The following is a 3,614-nucleotide window of genomic DNA, read 5'->3' as shown; positions in this document are numbered from 1 at the left end:
GACGAGCCGGACCGATAGCGGCCTCGCGCCCGCTACGACCGCCGCGCCCGCTCGCCGCGCCCGTTCGCGGCCTGTCCGGGCGCGTTCCCGCCTCATCGACGGTGACACAGTTCCTTTCTCGCTTGCTCGCGGTTCCTAAACCGCAACTTTCCATATCGTCGGGAGCGAAGGGAAGGTAATGAGCGACGAGAGCGACGAGAGCCTCGCGGACCGGGTCGAGCGGTGGATGGTCGGGCAGATGCCGATCATCCAGATGCACGGCGGCACGAGCGTCGTGCGCGAGGCGGACCCCGACACCGGCGAGGTCGTCGTCGAACTCGGTGGCACCTGCTCCGGCTGCGGCATCTCTAACATCACCGCCGACAACATCCGTCGCGACCTAATCTTAGACTTCGACGAGGTCGACGACGTGACGGTGCGGACGGCCTCCTCCGGTGACAACGGCGCGTCCACCGTCGAGGGCGGCCGCGGCGGCGAACTCAAACACGAGACCGAGTCCGCGAACCACTTCTGAGCGCGGCGGGCCGACCCCGTCCCGCCCCACTCGCTTTTGCCTCCTCTTTTTCCCCCTACAGCGGCGTGAACGGCAGCGACGCCGGCGAGTCCGGGCCGTAATCGAGCGCGTCCGCCTGCGAGACGCCCTCGGGCGTGATCAGGTCTATGATCTGCGGCGCGTTGTCGGCCGCACCCTCACGGGCACCGCCGAAGACGTAATCCCGTGCGTCGACCTCGACCGCCCGCAGGCTGCCGCGGTCCTCCGAGCCGACGACCGGCAGCACCTCCCAGCCGGAGAGGTCGTCGCCGACCGCCGACTTCGGTATCGAGACGACCGCCGTGTTCGCGTCGAAGCTGACGAACACCTCCGGCGTGCCGAGGGTCGCTCCGTCGCCGTCCGTGACCCCGCTTCCGAAGCCGCTCGCGTCGACCCGACACTGCCACGGGTCGGCGAACTCGGCGGTGAGTCCGATGTCGTCGAGCGACGCCGTCCGCCCGCCGTCGGCCTCGGGATCGCGCAGGTACACGAGGAAGTAGTGCGGCGAGAACTGGCCGTCGAACGTGTCGTACAGGTTCTCCACCTCGAAGGCGAACCGATACTCGTCGTCGGTCTCGTACGTGCGGAACGCGCGCAGGTCGAACGCGCCCGCTTCGAACGCGTCGGCGCTCGGATACACGTACTCGCCGGGGCCGTCGTCGTCGCCGGCGGGATCGGTCAGTTCGGCGACGAGGTCGCCGGGAACGACGGTGACGGTGTTGGCGGCGAGTTCGGCTCCGCTCTCAGCCTCGCGAACGACGACATCGAAGGTACCGAACCCGGGGTTTCGGAACCCGAGTTCGACGGTCTCGTTCGTCGCGTCCGGGGAGAGTCGGACGATGTCGCGCGAGGCGACCTCACCGTCGATCGACACCTCCACGGCCGTGCCGCCGACGAACGGGGCGTCGTTCGACCCGGTCGCGGTGAGGAGGGGGTCACCGAGGACCACCTCGTCGGCGATCTCGATCTCCAGTTCCTGCTCCGGCCGTTCGTACTCGGGGAGCCGGTTGATCTCGCGGCCCTGAGCCGGGCGCAGTCTGACCGCGGTCCCCCCGCTCGGGGCCAGCGACGCCAACAGGGTCGAACTCGGCGTGACGACCGCCTCGTCGATGCGGACCCCGGTCGGGTCGACGTCGACGCCGGTACCGACGGCGTCCGAGTGGATCTCGGCGACGTACTTGGGACCGTTTCGGCCGTTGCCGTTTCCGTTCCCGTTCCCGTTTCCACGTCCGTTGCCGCGGCTGTTTCCATTTCTGCTGCCGCGTCCGTTCCCGTTTCCGCGTCCGTTGCCGTTCCCGTTACCCCGACCCGGCGTGCCGCCGGAGTTGCCGGGAGCGTCGCCGGAGTTGCCGGGGGCGTCGCCGGAGTTGCCGGGAGCGTCGCCGGAGTTGCCGGGAGCGAGGAAGTCGAGCGGCACGTCGACCGTCCGCCCGTCGCCGTCGGTCATGACGCCGAGGTACCACTCGTCGCCGTGGCGGCGGGCGATCGCGAGGTACTCGCCGATCGCGGAGCCGACGACGCGGGTCTCGTCCCAGCCGGCGGCCGGGACCGACTCGATGAAGCCGAACTCCGGCTCGGCGTCGAAGTTCTCGTTTTCGGGTTCGTACCCCTCGTACTCGGCCGGTATCGGCGACGGCTCGCCGGACTCGGTGACCGCGACCGCGTTGAGGTTGAACCCGCCGACGTCGCCGGTGAAGTTGCCGTCGCCGTCGTCGTAGTCCAGTTCGATCGCGACCTCGTTGTCGCCGGCCGCCAGTTCGACCTCCGTCGTGAACACCTGCCAGTCGTCCCAGTAGTCGGTGAAGGGCGGCTCGATCGTCCGCGCCTCGTCGTTGACGCGCAGGGTCGCGCGCGGCCCGCCGGCGTCGATCACGCGGCCGGCGTTCTCCTCGGCGTCGCTCGCGTACCGGAGGTGGAGGTCGTAGGTCCCGGCGCTCGGCACGTCCTCGACCGTGAAGGCGACCGACGATCCGCTCGGGGCGCGGTTGGGGTCGACGGCGACGAAGTTGGTCCCGAACGCGTTCCGCCACGAGTCGTCGGTGACCAGTCCGTCGCGGTCGCCGGCGGCGGCGTGGAGGCCCTCGCCGGCCGCGAACGTCTCGTCGACGTACCCCTCGATCCGGTCGGCCGCCATCTGGAGGCCGCTGAGGTACGTCGGGTACATCGCGAGCTGTTTCGCCCGCGTCGTCTGGATCTGGTCGCCGCGGTCGTCGCCGAAGGTGATGTCGAAGATCCCCGGCTGGAAGCTCACGGGACCGGCGAGGTTCCGTGTGAACGGGAGCGTGACGTGGTGATCGCGGCCGACGTTCGACCCGAGCTGGCCGAACCCGTCGTACTCCTGCGCCTTGACGACCTCGCGGTTCGCCACGTTCGGGTAGGTGCGGATCTCGCCGGTCGGCTTGATCCCCTCGTGGATCTCCAGCAGCTGGCGGTTCGCGGCGGCCTCCCGGATCACCAGCCGGTGGTGGTTCACCGCGAGCTGGTTGTGCTGGTTGTGGGTCGGCTCCGCGCCGTCGCCGTCGATGCCGAGGCCCGGGTCCGAGACGTAGCCGTTCTTGATCGAGTTGATCCCCGTCTCGTCGTAGCCCGTGAACACGTCCTCGTCGAGGATCGCCGACTCGTACCCCGGGAGGTTCCCGGCGGTCTCGTTGTGGATCGTCATCTCGACCGGATTCGGGAGCCCGGCACCGAAGTCGGTCACCTCGCGCACGTCGAAGTCCGGGTAGGAGTCGTCGACGCCGAAGCCGAACCCGGAGCCGTCGCCGGGATAGGTGGCCCACCCCTCGTTCCACCCCTCGACGAGGACCCCGTCGATCCCGTTCTCGCTCGCGAAGCGCATGTACCGCTTCATCCGCTCGGTGCGGGCCCCGTGAACGTAGGCGGCCGGATTTCCGCCCCCGCCCGCGACCGCGTCGTCGGTCTTGTACTCCCAGTTCGCCTGCCCCGCGATCATCGTCCACCAGATCCCGACGTACTTGCGCGGCTCGATCCAGTCGGTGTCGGGTTCGCCCCCCGCTCCCGCCGGTAGCGCCTCCTCGTCGAGCGGGTCGGAGAGCAGCGGGACCAGCTGCGACTCGATCAG

Annotated in this window: 2 protein-coding genes; one reads left to right on the top strand and one right to left on the bottom strand. The window is 69.6% G+C overall.

The features are described from left to right. The first annotated feature begins 178 nt into the window (after nt 1-178). Nucleotides 179-514 (top strand): Fe-S cluster biogenesis protein NfuA, encoded by a 336-nt coding sequence (locus BN903_RS09640; RefSeq protein WP_048077536.1) that lies wholly within the window; start codon nt 179-181, stop codon nt 512-514. 55 nt (nt 515-569) lie between these two features. Here BN903_RS09640 and BN903_RS09635 read toward each other — a convergent pair. Further along, nucleotides 570-3,614 (bottom strand): glycoside hydrolase family 97 catalytic domain-containing protein (locus BN903_RS09635; protein ID WP_048077535.1); only part of this gene is annotated, 3,045 nt, incomplete at its 5' end.

Source organism: Halorubrum sp. AJ67 (assembly GCF_000513435.1).
Note: the sequence above shows the minus strand (reverse complement) of the source record. Positions and strands in the feature narration are given on the sequence as shown.

What these genes read in the sequence shown, in the direction of transcription:
- BN903_RS09640 (WP_048077536.1), top strand. Translation starts at nt 179, where the DNA reads ATGAGCGACGAGAGCGACGAGAGCCTCGCGGACCGGGTCGAGCGGTGG.